This window comes from Campylobacter sp. IFREMER_LSEM_CL1097 (genome assembly GCF_025772225.1).
Lineage (GTDB): Bacteria > Campylobacterota > Campylobacteria > Campylobacterales > Campylobacteraceae > Campylobacter_D > Campylobacter_D lari_D.
Genome location: NZ_JAKMRT010000002.1, coordinates 1 through 16799, shown reverse-complemented (window position 1 = coordinate 16799; position 16799 = coordinate 1). Strand labels below are relative to the sequence as shown.

General features: G+C 30.9%; 16 protein-coding genes. 7 read left to right on the top strand and 9 right to left on the bottom strand.

Annotated features, from left to right (window positions below; all coding sequences use genetic code 11):
- Positions 1 to 103: 103 nt before the first annotated feature.
- Positions 104 to 2926 carry an excinuclease ABC subunit UvrA gene (gene uvrA / locus L8W64_RS00890; RefSeq protein ID WP_263672637.1) on the top strand — a complete coding sequence of 941 codons (2823 nt, stop codon included), beginning with the start codon at positions 104 to 106 and terminating at the stop codon, positions 2924 to 2926.
- Positions 2927 to 2944: 18 nt separating this feature from the next.
- On the opposite strand, the gene trpB is transcribed toward uvrA, so the two are convergent.
- Positions 2945 to 4120, bottom strand: a complete 1176-nt coding sequence (gene trpB, locus L8W64_RS00885; RefSeq protein WP_263661469.1) for a tryptophan synthase subunit beta — start codon at positions 4118 to 4120, stop codon at positions 2945 to 2947.
- 275 nt (positions 4121 to 4395) lie between these two features.
- On the opposite strand from trpB, the gene L8W64_RS00880 reads away from it, so the two are divergent.
- The gene (locus L8W64_RS00880; RefSeq protein WP_263659782.1) at positions 4396 to 4839 is read left to right on the top strand and encodes a YqaA family protein; all 444 of its coding nucleotides are present in this window, start codon (positions 4396 to 4398) and stop codon (positions 4837 to 4839) included.
- Here L8W64_RS00880 and L8W64_RS00875 read toward each other — a convergent pair.
- On the bottom strand, positions 4795 to 5799 hold the full coding sequence (locus L8W64_RS00875) for a nucleoside hydrolase (protein WP_263672697.1): 1005 nt from the start codon (positions 5797 to 5799) through the stop codon (positions 4795 to 4797). The genes L8W64_RS00880 and L8W64_RS00875 overlap by 45 nt on opposite strands.
- A complete protein-coding gene (locus tag L8W64_RS00870; RefSeq protein ID WP_087685416.1) occupies positions 5799 to 7154 on the bottom strand; it encodes an MFS transporter in 1356 nt (451 codons plus the stop codon). The genes L8W64_RS00875 and L8W64_RS00870 overlap by 1 nt, the downstream gene beginning before the upstream one ends.
- Before the next feature lie 127 nt (positions 7155 to 7281).
- Between L8W64_RS00870 and polA the strand changes: the two genes are divergently transcribed.
- The 3 genes from polA to motB are packed head-to-tail and all read left to right on the top strand — an operon-like array spanning position 7282 to position 11451.
- Positions 7282 to 9921 (top strand): DNA polymerase I, encoded by a 2640-nt coding sequence (gene polA / locus L8W64_RS00865; RefSeq protein WP_263672636.1) that lies wholly within the window; start codon positions 7282 to 7284, stop codon positions 9919 to 9921.
- A 12-nt stretch (positions 9922 to 9933) separates the two neighbouring features.
- Entirely contained in the window at positions 9934 to 10707 is a 774-nt protein-coding gene (motA, locus tag L8W64_RS00860) for a flagellar motor stator protein MotA (protein ID WP_133319563.1), read from the top strand.
- Positions 10708 to 10716: 9 nt separating this feature from the next.
- Entirely contained in the window at positions 10717 to 11451 is a 735-nt protein-coding gene (gene motB, locus L8W64_RS00855) for a flagellar motor protein MotB (RefSeq protein ID WP_220566602.1), read from the top strand.
- An 18-nt stretch (positions 11452 to 11469) separates the two neighbouring features.
- Here motB and L8W64_RS00850 read toward each other — a convergent pair whose 3' ends face one another.
- From L8W64_RS00850 to L8W64_RS00825, 6 genes are all read right to left on the bottom strand, one after another.
- Positions 11470 to 12453, bottom strand: coding sequence for a beta-ketoacyl-ACP synthase III (locus L8W64_RS00850; protein WP_263672634.1), 984 nt, complete (start codon positions 12451 to 12453; stop codon positions 11470 to 11472).
- The gene (plsX, locus tag L8W64_RS00845) at positions 12440 to 13429 is read right to left on the bottom strand and encodes a phosphate acyltransferase PlsX (RefSeq protein WP_263672632.1); all 990 of its coding nucleotides are present in this window, start codon (positions 13427 to 13429) and stop codon (positions 12440 to 12442) included. The genes L8W64_RS00850 and plsX overlap by 14 nt, the downstream gene beginning before the upstream one ends.
- Before the next feature lie 5 nt (positions 13430 to 13434).
- Positions 13435 to 13581, bottom strand: coding sequence for a 50S ribosomal protein L32 (gene rpmF, locus L8W64_RS00840; protein ID WP_012662034.1), 147 nt, complete (start codon positions 13579 to 13581; stop codon positions 13435 to 13437).
- Positions 13582 to 13595: 14 nt separating this feature from the next.
- Entirely contained in the window at positions 13596 to 13949 is a 354-nt protein-coding gene (locus L8W64_RS00835) for a hypothetical protein (protein ID WP_087699608.1), read from the bottom strand.
- Entirely contained in the window at positions 13949 to 14362 is a 414-nt protein-coding gene (gene ndk / locus L8W64_RS00830; RefSeq protein WP_039642239.1) for a nucleoside-diphosphate kinase, read from the bottom strand. The genes L8W64_RS00835 and ndk overlap by 1 nt, the downstream gene beginning before the upstream one ends.
- A 156-nt stretch (positions 14363 to 14518) precedes the next feature.
- Positions 14519 to 14803 (bottom strand): ferredoxin, 4Fe-4S, encoded by a 285-nt coding sequence (locus L8W64_RS00825; protein WP_039619165.1) that lies wholly within the window; start codon positions 14801 to 14803, stop codon positions 14519 to 14521.
- 186 nt (positions 14804 to 14989) lie between these two features.
- On the opposite strand from L8W64_RS00825, the gene L8W64_RS00820 reads away from it, so the two are divergent.
- Positions 14990 to 15586: a peroxiredoxin gene (locus tag L8W64_RS00820; protein WP_133319569.1), complete on the top strand. Its 597-nt coding sequence runs from the start codon at positions 14990 to 14992 to the stop codon at positions 15584 to 15586.
- A gap of 244 nt (positions 15587 to 15830) precedes the next feature.
- Positions 15831 to 16799, top strand: a 969-nt coding sequence (locus L8W64_RS00815) for a cache domain-containing protein (protein WP_263672631.1), incomplete at its 3' end; no start/stop codon positions are given.

Genomic DNA, 16799 nt, shown 5'->3' with positions numbered 1-16799 from the left:
AACTTAAGGATGTATTTTAATTTTTCCTTTATAAAAAAGAAAAATATTTTAATTTTTCTTATGTTAAAATCATAAATTTATTTTTAAATATTTAGGAAAAGTTATGAATGATACTATTAATATAATTGGTGCTAAAGAGAATAATCTTAAAAATATCAACCTAGAAATTCCTAAAAATAAGCTTATAGTTTTTACAGGACTTAGTGGAAGTGGTAAATCCACCTTGGCTTTTGGTACACTTTATGCAGAAGGACAACGCCGCTATATTGAGAGTTTAAGTGCTTATGCAAGGCAGTTTTTAGATAAAGTGGGTAAGCCAAATGTTGATAAAATAGAAGGTTTAACTCCTGCTATTGCTATTGATCAAAAAACAACTTCTAAAAATCCTCGATCAACTGTTGGGACTATTACTGAAATTTATGATTATTTAAGACTTTTATATGCAAGGATTGGCTCACAACATTGTCATCAATGTGGCCAAAAAATCTCATCTATGAGTGCAGCAGATATCGTAGGTGAAATCTTAAAGCTTCCAAAAGGGGCAAAAATCATCATTTATGCTCCTTTGATCAAAGAAAAAAAGGGAACTTTTGCAGATCTTTTGGAAAATTTAGTCGCAAAAGGCTATGTTAGAGCACAAATTGATGGGGTTTTAACGCGTCTTGATGAGGATATTGAGCTTGCTAAAACTAAAAAACATACAATAAAGCTTGTGATAGATAGACTCCAAGTGCAAGATGATATGTTGGCAAGACTTGCAAGCGATATAGAAAAAGGTCTTAGCGAGAGCTTTGGTGAAGTGGAAATTGAAGTTTTAAATAATGAAGAATTAAACATAGCAAAACATTTTCATTATAGTGAGCATAATGCTTGTTTTGATTGTAAAATTTCTTTTCCTTTGCTTGAGCCTTTGAGTTTTTCTTTTAATTCTCCAAAAGGTGCTTGTCCAAGTTGTGATGGTCTTGGTATAAGATATACGCTGGATATGAAAAAGCTTATCAATGAAGAATTAAGCTTAGAAGCAGGAGCTGTAAAGCTATTATATGGGTTTAATAAAAGTTATTATTATAAGTTTTTAATGGCCTTTTGCGAGCAAAATGCTATAAGGATAAAAATTCCATATAATGAGCTAAGTGAAGAAGAAAAGCGTTTAGTGCTTTATGGTAATGCCAAGGAAATTAACTTTTTATGGAAAAGACATCGCTTAAATCGCAAATTTGAAGGCGCGGTTAAATATGCCTATGAAATGCTAAAAGATGAAAAAGATTTAAGCGAGTATATGAGCGAAAAAACTTGTAAAGATTGCAATGGTCATCGTTTAAGAGCTGAAAGTTTAGCTGTAAAAGTTGCTGAAAAAAATTTGGGTGAAATTTTAGATATGAGTATAGAAAATACCACTGCATTTTTTTCAAAAGAAGCTAATTTTGCATATTTGAGTGAGCAAGAAAGATTGATAGCTAAGCCTATTTTTAAAGAAATTAATGAAAGATTGTTTTTTCTTTATGATGTAGGACTTGGGTATTTATCCTTAGGGCGTGATGCAAGAACAATTAGTGGAGGTGAAGCTCAAAGAATTCGTATAGCATCTCAAATTGGTAGTGGTTTAAGTGGGGTGATGTATGTTTTAGACGAGCCTAGCATTGGTTTGCATGAGCGAGATACAGCAAAACTCATTAAAACTTTAAGAAATCTTCAGCAAAAGGGTAATACTTTAATCGTGGTTGAGCATGATAAAATGACAATAGAAGAAGCAGATTTTATCGTAGATATTGGTCCAAATGCTGGTAAATTTGGTGGTGAAGTTGTATTTAGTGGAACTTATAAAGAATTATTAAAAAGTAAAAGCCAAACTGCCCTTTATATGAGTGGTAAAAAGCAAATTGCCCATCAAAAACACAGAGAACAAAAAGATTTTATTAGTTTAAAAGATGTGAGTATTAATAATATTCAAAATTTAAGTGTAGATTTTCCATTGCATAATTTAGTAGCAATTACAGGTGTTTCAGGAAGTGGTAAAAGCTCGCTAATCTTGCAAACTTTGCTTCCATTTGCAAAAGAAGAGCTTAACCGTGCTAAAAAAGTTAAAAAACTAAGTGGGGCTAAGATAGAAGGTTTGGAAAAACTTGATAAGGTAATTTATCTTGATCAAAGTCCTATAGGAAGGACTCCTCGTTCAAATCCCGCTACTTATACAGGTGCTATGGATGAAATTCGTAATCTTTTTGCAGCTACCAAAGAAGCTAAAATGCGAGGTTATAAAGCAGGGCGTTTTTCTTTTAATGTTAAAGGTGGAAGATGTGAAAAGTGTAGTGGCGATGGTGAGATTAAAATCGAAATGCACTTTTTGCCTGATGTGATGGTAACTTGTGATGTTTGCAATGGTAAAAGATATAATGATGCAACTTTAGAGATTAAATATAAAGGTAAAAGCATAGCTGATGTTTTAAATATGAGTATTATTGAAGCAAGTGAGTTTTTTACTTCTGTGCCAAAGATAAAACAAAAGCTTGATACTTTGGTAAAAGTTGGGCTTGATTATCTTACCTTAGGACAAAATGCAACTACTTTAAGTGGTGGGGAGGCTCAGCGTATTAAGTTAGCTAAAGAATTAAGCAGAAGCGATACAGGAAAAACTCTTTATATTTTAGATGAACCTACAACAGGACTTCATTTTGAAGATGTTAATAAACTTATTGTAGTTTTGCAACATTTAGTTGATCTTGGAAATAGTGTGTTTGTGATAGAGCATAATTTAGATGTGATTAAAAATGCTGATTATATCATCGATATGGGACCTGAAGGTGGAGTTAAAGGTGGTAAGGTTATAGCTAAAGGTAGCGTTGAAGAGCTTGCTAAAAATCATAAAAAAAGTGGTTCTTATACAGGGTATTATCTAAATTTAGAGCTAAAAAGCATAAAAAAATAAATTGGTTGAAGTTATTCTTCAACCATAAATTTCACCTTTTTTATATTCATAAATACTTTGCATATCTTTATCTCCTCTTCCTGAAAGATTTACAACTATCACACTTTTTTTCTTTAAAGTCGGACAAAGTTTTTCTAAATAAGCTAATGCATGTGAGCTTTCAATAGCGGGTATAATACCTTCTTCTTTACATAATAATTTTAAAGCATTAATACACTCATCATCACTAATAGCATGATAACTTGCTCTTTTACTTTCTTGCAAATATGCGTGCAAAGGCCCTATGCCAGGGTAATCAAGCCCAGCAGAAATACTAAAAGTATGAGCAATATTGCCTTTATCATCTTGTAAAACTTTAGTTTTCATACCATGGATAATACCTTCTTCGCCTTTAGTAAGTGTGGCTGCATGATAAGGTGTATCTTTTCCTAAACCTGCTGCTTCAACACCTATGAGCTTAACTTTTTCATCTTTTAAAAATGCATGAAAAATTCCAGCAGCATTGCTACCGCCTCCAGCTGCTGCTATGATATAATCTACTTTTTTATTTAATTTTCTAAGTTGCATTTTGCATTCTTTACCTATAATACTTTGAAAATGCGTAACAATTTGTGGATAAGGATAAGGCCCCACTGCACTTCCTACTACATAAAATACTTCTTTGGTATTTTTAACCCAAAACTTTAAAGCCTCATCTACCGCATCACTTAAAGTTTTACTTCCACTTTCTACCGCATGAACTTTTGCTCCTAAAAGCTCCATTTTATAGACATTTAAGGCTTGTCTTTTTACATCAATAGCTCCCATAAATATCTCACACTCAAGTCCTAAAAGTGCTGCTGCAGTAGCTGTTGCAAGCCCGTGTTGTCCTGCTCCAGTTTCTGCAATAATTTTTTTCTTATTCATTTTCTTTGCCATTAAGGCTTGAGCTATGGCATTGTTGATCTTATGAGCTCCTGTGTGAGTTAAGTCTTCTCTTTTTAAATAAATTTCATGATTATAAAGCTTGCTTAAATTTTTAGCATGGTATAAAGGCGTAGGTCTTCCCACATAATTAGCTAAGAGTTCTTTTAATTCTGTGTTAAAATCTTTATCTTTTTTGAGTTTTAAAAAAGCTTTTTCTACTTCATCTAATGCTATTTTTACTTCATTTGGCACAAATTGCCCACCAAATTTTCCATAATATTTTTTCATAGTATTTCCTTAAAATGATTAATAATTTAAAATCAAAAAATGATCAACTAAAACTAAAAATGTAAAATAAAAATGATTGAAAATGTAGTAGCAGGCTTAACGCCAAGAAAAAGAAGCTTTGTTAAATGAGTATTCTAAATTTAGTTTAGAAAATTTTTTCCTTTCCATAGTTTTTCCTTTTAAAAAATTGCCAAATGACTTTACATTCTAAGATAATTATTATTAAAAATTCTTTAAAATGATAGTTTATAAAATAAATACTAAGAAAATTTATAATGTTTGATTTTTTATATAATGATATAAGTTATATAGGGCTTTTTATAGTATGTTTTCTCTCTAGCACACTTTTGCCTATGGCTAGTGAGGCTTTTGTGCTTGCTTTTGTGAAATTAGATTTTAATGCTTATATGGTTTTATTTATAGCAAGCTTGGGGAATACTTTGGGTAGTTTAAGTACTTATGCATTAGCTTATTTTGGAGAGAGTCAAATTTTGGAAAAATATTTTAAAAACTCTTTATGTAAATTAGAAAAAATCAATGCAAACTTTAAAAAATTTGGCTCTTTGTATGCTTTTTTTACTTTTTTACCCATAGTGGGAGATCTTTTTGCACTAGGGCTTGGATTTGCTAAGTATTCTTTTTTAAAAGCAAGTATTTTTATAGCCTTGGGTAAATTAAGTCGTTATGCTTTTGTAATTTTCATAGCAAATTCCATTTAAAAGCCTTGATTTTAAAAGATTTAAAAGTCTAGCATTATCAACATCTTTTAAAACTTTTATGGTGTTTTTTAATTCATGATTTTTTATAGGCATTTTTGCATCTTTAAAACACCTTATCGTGCTTCCTCTAGCAAAAGTACTATCACAAATGACATCTACTAAATACTCATCAAAATTTGCTAAATTTGGATCAAGCATATAAGCAATAGTTAATGCATCGTGTATCCATGTGCCATTTGTGCCTCTTGTTTTGCTTGCAAAATCAATCCAAACTCTTAAAGTCTGCACTAAAAAATCACAAAGAGGATTTTGATTTTCTAAAGCATTTAAATCTTCATGTGTGAGCATAGTTTGCATTGTTGCATTATAAGGAACAAGTGTGATTTTAGCTCTTGAGTTTAAAACTATACTAGCAGCTTCAGGATCAAAACCAAAATTCGTATCTTTGATATGATAAGGCATATCAAAACTTCCACCCATGATAAAAATTTCTTTTACATTTTTATCAAAGTCTTTGAAAAGCTTCATAGCTATGGCTATATTTGTTAAAGGCCCTATAGCGCAAATTGAAATTTCACCTGGGTTTTGCATAATAAGCTCACCCATTTTCATACAAGCATTTGGGTTTATGTTTTCTAGGATTTTTATAGGTTTTATATGATCCCAAAGATGAGTAAGCTTAAACTCTTCTACGCCTTTATCTAGTCTTTGTCTCCAAAAATGACTATCTTCACATAAAGCTTCATGAGCACCTAAATACAAAGGTATATATAGATTAAGCTTATTTAATAAATCTTTAGCAACACTATAAGCGGTTAAAGCTTGCACATTACCACTTAAAGTGCTAATCATTTCAAGTTTGATTTCTTTGGAGGCTAAAATAAGTCCAAGGGCTAAACCATCATCAGTATTAGCCCCTGCTATTCCATTGCCTATATCAGTATCTAAAATAAGGCGTATCATATCGCATCTTCTATTAAATTTAAATCCCTGCCTCTAGTTTCTGGTGCAAAGAAAGTTGTTATAAAACCAATTCCTGCGGTGATAACAAAATACAAGGCTATTGGCCACCAAGTGCCATAATAAGCAAGCAAAGCTGAAGCTATCATAGGAGCGGTTCCTCCTGAAAGTATAGAGCCAAATTCTTTTGCTAGTGCCATTTTGGTATAGCGATTTTTTGCTCCAAAAAGCTCCACACCCCACGCAGCTTGCACGCCAAAAATTCCTAAAGATGCCAAAGACATACCTACAATGATAGTTAAAATTACAATAATTTCATTTTTACTATCAAGTAGCATAAAAGCAGGGAAAGCATAAAGCATTAAAAGCAAGCAAAAGGTTCTATAAGTAATACGCCTTCCAAATTTATCACTTAAATATCCTGCTAAAGGTATAACCAAAAATCCCACCAAAGAAGCGATAACAACAGCAGTTGTGGCTACTGATTTATCAAGAAGTAAAATTTTAGTTACATAACCTACTATAAAGCCTTGTGCAAGATAAGATGGTCCATTTTCTCCTATCCTTATACCCACCATAGTCCAAAATGCACGACTTTTCTGCCAAAAAGTTCTTTCATCTTTTTTCATATGTGCTTCATTTTCATGACGAATTTTTAGCATTAATTCTTTTTGTTTTTCAAAAACAGGAGTTTCTTTTACATTTAAACGCATATAAACAGCAAAAAGTGCTATAAAAATACTTCCTATAAAAGGAATTCTCCATCCCCATTCTTTAAAACTAGCATCATCCATACTTGTAACTAAAAGCCATACAAAAGCCGCAAGTAAGGTTCCGCTGTTTGATCCAAGTGCTATAACAGAAGAGATTAAACCTCTATGTTTGCTAGGAGCATATTCTCCAAGCATGACAGTCCCACCTGAAAGCTCAGCACCTGCTCCAAAGCCTTGCATAAAACGCAAGATAACCAAACATATAGGAGCCCAAATTCCAATTACTGCATAACTTGGTATAAAACCAATTAAAGTAGTTGAAATACCCATTAATGCAATGGTGCTCATTAATACATTTTTTCTTCCGTATTTATCTCCTAAATATCCAAAAAATAAAGCTCCAATAGGTCTAGCAATAAAACCTATACCATAAGTAACAAAACTAAGCAATAATGCTATAACAGGAGTTTGTTCAGGAAAGAAAACTTCTGAAAAAACAGTAGCTGCAGCTAAGCCATAAAGTGCAAAATCTGCATATTCCATGGCAGTTCCTAGCCAGCATGAAAACACAGCCTTTTTAAATGCCTTTTTTCCTTGTGGAGTTTGAAAATTTTCATCCGCGATTGATTTTGTTTGCAAGATTAAACCTTTGTTTTAAATTTAAAATATAATTGTAACTAAAATGCTTAAAATGGAAATTTAATACTTTTTACCGACTTTTAAATAATTTTGGGCGATAATTATTATTATTTTTTAATATAGGAAAAAAATGAAAACTTTAACAATAATTGATACTTTTGGCTTTTTCTTTAGACTTTTTTATGCTTTAAAGGGTTTGAAAAATTCAAAAGGTGAGCCTAGTAATATGATTAGTGGTTTTGCTAATTTTATTTATAGTTTGAAAAATGAACATCCTAGTGATATGATTATTTTTGCTCTTGATAGTAAAGGAAAAACTTTTAGAAGTGAAATTGATCCAAATTATAAAATCAATCGCACTCCACCTCCGCCTGATTTATTAGCTCAAATTCCAATTTGCATTCAAATGATAGAAAAAATGGGTTTTTCAAGTTTTTCTTGCGAAGGATATGAGGCTGATGATATCATCGCATCTTTAGTTAAAGAGTGTGAAAGTAAGGATATTTTTATAAGAATTATCACTCAAGATAAAGATTTGTATCAACTTATAAAAGATGATAAAGTTAGTATTTATAGCCCTATTTCAAAAAATGATTATAATGAAGCAGGGTGTTTGGAAAAATATGGGGTAAAACCTAGCCAAATAAGAGATTTTTTAGCTCTATGTGGAGATAGTTCAGATAATATCCCAGGGGTAAAAGGAATTGGTGCTAAGGGTGCTAAGAATTTACTTGATGAGTTTGAAAGTATTGAGGGAATTTATGAAAACTTAACACTAGTGCGTAATGAGAGAAGTCGTAATTTGTTGCTTGAAGGCAAAGAAAATGCTTTTTTAAGCAAAAAACTTGCTTCTTTGTATGAAAATTTAGATGTAAAAGATATGCTTTTAAATTGTGAGTATCCAAAAGATGAGCCTTTGCTTAAGATTATGGATATTTTAGAGCATTATGAATTAAATGCTTTGTTAAAAAAACTACGCACTAATCCTACTAATAAAGATAAAAATTTAGGATTTAATGCAAGATTAATTTTAGATGAGAAAGAATTATTTGAAATTTTAGAAAAAATTGATGATCAAAGTATTGTTGCTTTTGACACCGAAACTACGGGCTTGGATACTAAAGAAGCTAAGATAGTAGGGTTTAGTTTTTGTTTTCATGAAAGTGAAGCCTTTTATGTGCCACTTGCACATGATTATTTAGGAGTTTGTAAGCAAATTTCTATGCAAGTAGCTAAAAAGGGTATAGAAAAAATATATCAAAGCACGGTTATAGGCCATAATCTTAAATATGACTTTGAAATCATAAAAAATAATTTTAATTTACTTCCTCCAAAAAACTATGCTGATACTATGATACTTGCATGGCTTAAAGAGCCAAGTTTGCGTGTAAATATGGATGATTTGGCAAAAAGATTGTTTACTTATGAGACTTTACATTTTGAAGACTTGGTAAAAAAAGGAGAAAGCTTTGCAGGAGTGGATGTAGAAAAAGCTTGTAAATATGCTGCTGAAGATGCTTATATTACTTTAAGATTTTATTTGTATTTTTTAAAAAATTTAGAAAAGCCTTTGTTTGAACTTGCACAAAAAAGTGAGTTTGAATTTATCAAAGTGCTTATTATGATGGAAAATAATGGCATTAAACTTGATACTCAAAAGCTTGAAAACTTAATGCAAAGTTTTAATCAAGATATTAAAATACTAAGTGAAAAAATATATGATTTAGCGGGTGAAAAATTTAATATTAACTCTCCTAAACAAGTAGGGGATATTTTATTTGAAAAATTAAAATTACCAAGTGGTAAAAAAGGTAAGACAGGTTATTCTACTGATGAAAAGGTTTTAAATGCTATTTTAGATGAACATTTGATTGTAAAAGAAATTTTAGCTTACAGAGAGCTTGCAAAATTAGTTTCTACTTATTGTGAACCTTTGTTAAAATTAGCTAAAAAAGATGAAAATTCAAGAATTTATTCAAGTTTTTTGCAAACAGGAACAGCTACTGGACGCCTTTCATCAAAAGATCCAAATTTGCAAAATATCCCTGCACATGGTCAATATGCTAAGGATTATAAATCTTGCTTTATTGCAAAAGAAGGATTTAGTTTTATCTCACTTGATTATTCACAAATTGAGCTTAGAATGCTAGCACATTTTAGTGAAGATGAGAAATTATTAGAAGCGTTTTCAAACGATGAGGATATTCATGCAAAAACTGCTATTATGATTTTTGACCATAGTGATTATGAGACAAGAAGTATTGCTAAAAGTATAAATTTTGGTCTTATTTATGGTATGGGTTATAAGACTTTGAGTCAAAATTTAAAAATAGAAGCAAAGTTGGCTAAAGAATATATTGAAAAATATTTTGAGAATTTTACTAGTATTAAAACTTATTTTGAAAAGGTAAAAAATGAAGCTAAGCAAAATGGCTTTATAAGTACTTTGCTAGGTCGTAAGCGTTATTTTGATTTTGAAAATGCAAAGCCTATGCAAATTGCAATGCATGAAAGAGAGAGTATTAACTCTATACTTCAAGGTTCAGCTGCCGATATAATAAAATTGGCAATGATAGAAATAAGTAGAAATTTGGATGAAAACAAACGCTTAATTTTGCAAATTCATGATGAGCTTATTTTTGAAGTAAAAGATGAACTTTGTGAGGATTTTGCAAAAAAAGCTAGTGATATTATGGAAAATATTGTAAAATTAAAAGTTAAATTAAAAACTTCATCAAGTATTGCCAAAAATTGGGGTATATTAAAATAAGGAGAATGTTTAATGGATCTTTCAACCATACTTGGGATGGTATTAGCTGTTGTTAGTATTTCTGTAGGGGATATTTTAGAGGGTGGTAACCCTTTGCATGTTTTACACTTAGCGTCTTTTATTATCGTGGTGCCTACAGCAGCTTTTTGCGCAATGACTTCTACACATAAAAAAATTGTTAAAGGTGCATATAAGGAATTAAAGGTAGTTTTTAAAGGTTCGGGGGTAAATTTAAGTCAAAGAATAGCTGAGCTTGTAGAATACTCTGTTATAGCAAGAAGAGATGGACTTTTGGCTTTAGAGTCAAAAACTAATGAAATTGACAATGAGTTCTTAAAAGAAGCTATGATGATGATGGTAGATGGTAAGAGCGTAGAAGAAATTAAAGAAAGTATGGAAATTCAAGTAGAAGAAATGGAAGAATATTATAAAGAATGTGCAGAATATTGGATACGCTTTGGTGAAACTTGTCCTACTATGGGGCTTGTTGGTGCTGTTTTTGGATTGATTTTGGCACTTAAACTACTCGATGATCCACAGGCTATGGCAGCGGGTATTTCAGGAGCTTTTACAGCAACTGTTACGGGAATTTTTGGAGCTTATGCTTTATTTGGGCCTTGGGGTAATAAAATGAAAGCTAATTCACATGATTTAATTAAGGAAAGAATAGTTATTTCTCACGCTATTGTAAGCATTGCAGAAGGAGCTAATCCAAGAGATTTGGAGGCAAAGTTATTTAACTATTTAAGTCATGATGAGCCTAGAATTTCTCAATTTGATAAATAAGAGTTAAAAATGGGAAAAAAACATAAATGTCCAGAATGTCCAGCAGGTGAAAAATGGGCAGTGCCTTATGCAGACTTTTTAAGTTTGCTTTTGGCACTTTTTATTGCTCTTTGGGCGATTTCTGAAAGTAATCCTGCAAAAACTGAAGCCTTGAAAACTGAATTTGTTAAAATTTTTGAATTCACTGCTTCTAGTCCTTTAGAAAAAGAAAGTGAAGTGCATAATAAATATAGTGCACCTTCAAATGCAAATGTAGAAGAGCTTGAAAAACTTAAGAAATTAAGTATTACTCAACAAGAAAATATAGAAAAATTAAAAGCAGCATTAGATCAAAGAGAAAATAATATAGTTTTAAATTTACCAGCTAGAGTTGAATTTGCTAGGGGTAGTATTCAGATTGATTCTGCTGATGTACAAGATTTTTTAAAGCGTATTAGTGAAGTGCTTAAGAAAATGCCAAAGCAAGCTCAAATAGAACTTAGAGGTTATACTGATGCAAGCGATAGGGATCCTAAGAGAAATTTTGATTTAGCTAGTAAAAGATCTCAAGTTGTAGCCGATTATTTAATAGCTAAAGGAATCGATCCAACTCAACTTATAGTTGTAAGTTTTGGTGATAATTATCCTTTAAGTGCAAATAAAGAAGATGAAATAAATAATAGGGTAGAGTTTTATATTCGTGTAGATTCTTCAGACAATCAAGTTAGAAAGTCAGTATTAGATCAAATAGAAACTTTTAAATAACAAATAAGCTTTATAAACTTATTTGTTATTTTCTCCGCCAAAACGAAGCAATGCTGAACCCCAAGTAAATCCACCACCAAAAGCATCAAGCAATATTAGTGAGCCTTGTTTTAAACGACCTTGTTCATAAGCATCATTCATTGCCATAGGTATTGAGGCTGCTGAAGTATTGCCGTATTTTTGCACTGTAACTACGCATTGTTCATCTGTAAAATTTAATTTTTCTTGCACGGCTTTAATAATTCTTAAATTAGCTTGATGAGGTATAAAAAGATCAATTTCTTCACTTTTTATATTATTTTTTGTAAGAATATCAACAACATCGTTACTTAGAGTATTTACTGCAATTTTAAATACTTCGTTTCCTTTCATTTGCATAGAAAGAGGAGAGCAAATGCTACTTTTTTGAGATCTTTGAGTTATTAATAAATCTCCAAACTCCCCATCACTTGCTGTATGAGTATCTATAATCGGATAATTATCATCTAAAGATACAATTCCAGCACCAGCTCCATCGCCAAATAAAACACAAATACTTCTATCTGTATAGTCTATAATAGAGCTAATTTTTTCAGCTCCAATAATTAAAACATTTTTCTTTGTTTTGCTTTCAACCATAGATTTAGCAAGTTCTAAAAGATAAATAAACCCTGAACATGCTGCAGAAATGTCAAAAGCAGTGATGTTTTTTAATCCAAGATTATGAGCAATTTTACATGCAGTTGATGGCATAGTAAAGCAATCAGGACTTAAAGTAGCAACAATAATAGCATCTATGTCTTGAGGTTTTAAATTCGCTCTTTGTATAGCTTTGATAGCTGCTTTAGTACCAAGATTACTCGTGTTTTCATCATCATTTGCTATGCGTCTTTGCTCTATTCCTGTTCTTCTTAATATCCACTCATCACTAGTTTGCACCATAGATTCTAATTCTTTATTGCTAAGTATTTTTTCGGGAATGTAAGAAGCTATACTTTTTAATGAAGCTTTAGTTGATTTCATAATTGGCAAGTTCTTTTTCTATAGTTTGATTTATATTTGATTGTGTAAAATTTAATGCTTGAAAAATAGCATTTTTGATAGCTTTTGGACCGCTTTTACCATGACTTATAATGACACATTCTTTCACACCTAGAAGTGGAGCCCCGCCATATTCTTCATAATCAATGTGGGTTTTTAATTCATTAAAAGCAGGTTTTGCTAAAAGATAGCCAAGTTTTGCTAAAAAAGATTTTTGAATTTCTTGTTTTAAAAGTTTTGTAATAACACTTGCTACACCTTCGCCGGTTTTAAGTAAGATATTTCCATTAAAACCATCGCATACTAATACATCTATCGTGTCATTAAATATATCTCTTCCTTCAGCATTTCCGACAAAATTTGGAAGTTGCTTTAAAAGTTGATGGGTTTCTTTAGTAAGCTCATTTCCTTTGCATTCTTCTTCACCATTTGAAAGCAAAGCAACTCTAGGCTTAGCAATTTTTAAAATTTCTTTAGCATAGGCTTCACCCATAATGGCAAATTGAAACAAATGCTCGCTTTTGCAATCAACATTTGCACCAACATCTAACACTAATGTTCTTGAATGGATATTTGGCATTAAAGTGGCTATTGCAGGTCTAGCGATATTGGCTAATCTTCCAAGTCTTAAAGTAGCCAAACTCATAGTAGCTCCACTATGTCCAGCTGACACAACAGCTTTTGCTTTTTGATTTCTTACTAAATCTATGGCTTTGTAGATTGTACTATCTTTTCGTTTTAATGCATCTGTAGAATTTTCTTCCATAGCAAATACATCAAAAGCCTCTTCATATTCTATATATGAGTTTAATTCTTGAGGGATTAAGGTTTTAAGCTTTTGAGGATCTCCTACTAAGATGGCTTTAAATTTTCGCTCTTTTAGAGCTTGAATTACACCTTCTATAATAGGCTTTTCCCCAAAATCACCACCCATTGCATCAATAGCAATGCTCGTCATTGTTCTTAATATTCCTTAGTTACAGGATTTACACGATGAGGCATTTTGTAGCTACCATCTTTATCCTTAATAGGCATAGGTAGGGTAACTTTGTAATGAGTTCTGCGTTTTGCTGCGCGAGTTTTGCTCACTCTTCTCTTAGGTACTGCCATTTTTTACTCCTTTATTAATTTAAACATTTATTACAATAAAAATAATCACTTAAGTAAGATTGTAATTCACTTGTAGCAAGCTCTATTAAGTCAATATGAGAGTCAAAAAACTCCATAGTATCACTTAAAGTATTATTTTCATCTTTAAAAATTCCATCGCTTGCAAAAAGCTCTATATTTTGATCGATTTCAAGTTCCATTTCATCACCACATCGATCGCAATTTCTATAAGTAAATCCTTTAAAATTAGCTGTTATTTTAGCTAATTTTGGATTAACTTTTGTAATAGTTCCTTCAAAAACTATATTATCAAGATCTAGTTTAAAAGGATAAGCTACAGAGCTAAGTTTTGCAAAGGCAATTTTCATTATAAAATTTCAGTTTTTGAAAAGAAAAATTCTATTTCAATTTTTGCATTTTCCAAGCTATCGCTTCCATGAACCGCGTTTGCATCAATACTATCTGCAAAATCTGCTCTGATAGTACCAGGAGCCGCTTCTTTTGGATTTGTAGCACCCATTAATTCTCTGTTTTTTAACACAGCATTTTCGCCTTCTAAAACAGAAACCACAACCGGACCACTGATCATAAATTCAACTAAGTCTTTAAAAAATGGTCTATCTTTGTGTACAGCATAAAATTCTTGTGCTTCTTTTTCTGAAAGCTGTATTTTTTTTGTAGCCGCTATTCTTAGACCATTGCTTTCAAAGCGTGTTAAAATTTGACCAATAACGCCTTTTTTTACTGCATCAGGTTTAATAATAGAAAGTGTTTTTTCCAAAATCGTCCCCTTAATTTAGATAAGTTTTATGTTTATAAAAGAGCTAATTATATCAAAAAATGCTTTAAATTTATATAAAAATTGTAATTTTGAGTTATAAAATGAAGAAGCTACAAGCATCTTAAATACTAGAAAGATGCTTGTATTGGGTATTAATTAAGCAAATACCGGAGTTGAGCCATCTCTTAAATCGCTTCCGATATTATCACGACTTGGTTGACCACTAACTACATCGCTCCATACAATACAGCCATCAGTTGGACATGCACTTGCACATGCTGGCTGATCATTATGTCCTACACATTCAACACATTTATCAGCATAAACATAATATCTATCTTCGCCCTCAGGGTTATTTGCATCATCTACGATTGCACTTACTGGGCATTCATCTATACAAGAACCACATGCTATACAAATATCAGTAATTTTAACTGCCATTTTTTACTCCTTAAATATTAAAAGTTTAATATAAGATTATCAAAATTGTCTTAATTTTATTCTTAAAATCTTTTAATTTTGATAATAAAATTAATTTACATACAAATTTACACAATTAATAAATTTTTAAATTTACAAATGATATTATTTTGTTACAAATAAAATTTATTAATTAGGAGATAAACGATGATAGTAACTAAAAAAGCTATTGATTTTACAGCACCTGCTGTATTAGGTAATAATGAAATAGTTGGAGATTTTAATCTTTATAAAAATATAGGACCAAAAGGTGCAGTAGTATTTTTCTATCCAAAAGATTTTACTTTTGTTTGCCCTTCTGAAATTATTGCTTTTGATAAAAGATATCAAGATTTTAAAGATAGAGGTATTGAAGTAATTGGTGTATCTTGCGATAACGAATTCTCTCACTTTGCTTGGAAAAATATGCCTGTAAATCAAGGTGGTATAGGTCAAGTTAAATTTCCTTTAGTAGCTGACTTAACAAAACAAATTGCTAGAAATTTTGATGTTTTATTTGAAGAAGCAGTTGCTTTAAGAGGTTCTTTCTTGCTTGATGCTGATGGAACAATCCGCCATGCAGTTATAAATGACTTACCACTTGGAAGAAACATTGATGAAATGATTAGAATGGTTGATACTATGCTATTTACTAATGAACATGGTGAAGTTTGCCCAGCTGGTTGGAATAAAGGCGATGAAGGTATGAAGGCTGACCCTAAAGGTGTTGCTGATTATCTAAGTAAAAACGAAAATAAATTATAATTTTTTAAGCTGAAAGTTTTTCTTTCAGCTTAGCATAAATTGTGTTATAAAGTTACAATACTCTCAAAATATACTGATTAATATACATTTTTGATAAATGCTTTTAAAATATTATAACTAGGACATCATGTAATAAATAATTTACTTTTTATTTTATATATTTATTATTTTGTTGTCATTTTATTGTATTAATAGCATGATAATCGTTGTATAAAAATTTACTACAAAATTTTAAGGAGCTGTTATGGTTTTTTCATTTTCTAAGAGCTTATCTTCAAAGCTTATATGGATAATGTGTGTAGGTGTAGTTTCTATTGTAATACTGATTAACTTAGTCAGTTATTTTAATTCAAAAAATAGTACTTTTGATTTACTAACAGAAATGCAAATAAACAATATGATGGATACAAATGCTCTGTATGATTTTTATGGAACAACTAAAAGATTAGCTATAGAATCTTTAGCAGAGCAATTTTCTAGTAATTTAAATATGCCTTCAGAACAAATTATGCAAAATCTCAAACTAGCTGCAAAAACTTCTGGGTTTGAGCTAGTTTATGTTGGTTTTGAAGATAGTGGCAAAAATTATCAATCAGATGGTCAAGTACTTGATTTATCAAAAGGTTATGATACTAAAAATAGAGGTTGGTATAAAGAAGCTAAAGCAGCTGGAAAATTTATAACAACTGATCCATATAAATCTGTAACAACAGGAGAAATAGGAATTACTTATGCCATTCCTGTTTATGCTAATGGAAAACTCTTAGCGGTAGTTGGAGGTGACTATAATTTACATACTTTTTCTAAAGATGTTTTAGCTATAGGGCATTCTCAAAGCTCCTATGCAGCAGTATATGATAAAGAAGGTATGGTAATTTTCCACGAAGATAAAGATAAAATGCTTACTAAAACTGACTTAAGTATTAATATAGCAAATGCTATTAAAGCAGAGCCTGATTTAATTGATCCAAGTAAAGAAGATACCTTATTTTATGCTAAAGATGGTGCAGGTAAAACACAAGTTGCAACTTGTAATCAAACTTTAAATCCAAAATACATTGTATGTTCTATTACAGATGAATCTGTATATACTGATGCAGTTAATAAAGTTTTATTCCAACAAGTTATTATTGCATTAATAGCTATTATTGTAGCTTTAATCTTAGTAAGATTTGCTATTATTAAAAACTTAAAACCTATAGCAGTTATAACT